A 455-nucleotide genomic window follows, 5' to 3' on the forward strand; every position below is an offset into this window, starting at 1 on the left:
ATCAGATACCAACACGCCCTGTTCATGCGATTGACTTCGCCAAACAGGCATTATCATTATAACAATCAGAGATAGCGAGGCTTATAGCAACGTGGCTCAATATGTTTACAGTGAGTTGTAATTAATCCTTGTAAGTATGTATAAGTGTGTTTATTCGTGATTTAACAGCCGATTATGAAACTGATATCGCATCAGAATGTGCTTATGTATGCTTGATTACGTCATTATTTTGCCCCATACATGCCCCACATCTGTCCCATCAATTTTCAACCGGCAAATACTTATACACAGTAGAAAGAGAGGCATTGTAAATTAACGCCAATTCTTTCCTGCTATGGCCTTTCGCTAGCAGTCTTTTTGCTTGTTTTCTGTCTTCAGCTGACAGTGACACTGGTCTGCCACCAATCCTTCCCTGAGCACGAGCGGCTACTAATCCCGCATTTGTCCTTTCAACT

1 protein-coding gene is annotated in these 455 nt (G+C 41.3%); it reads right to left on the minus strand.

Annotated features, from left to right (window positions below):
* Positions 1-259: 259 nt before the first annotated feature.
* The coding region (locus ABR397_RS23310; RefSeq protein ID WP_350307775.1) for a helix-turn-helix domain-containing protein at positions 260-455 on the minus strand (196 nt) is incomplete at its 5' end.

Origin of the sequence: Photorhabdus viridis, from assembly GCF_040256935.1 — a bacterium.
Taxonomy (GTDB): Bacteria; Pseudomonadota; Gammaproteobacteria; order Enterobacterales; family Enterobacteriaceae; genus Photorhabdus; species Photorhabdus viridis.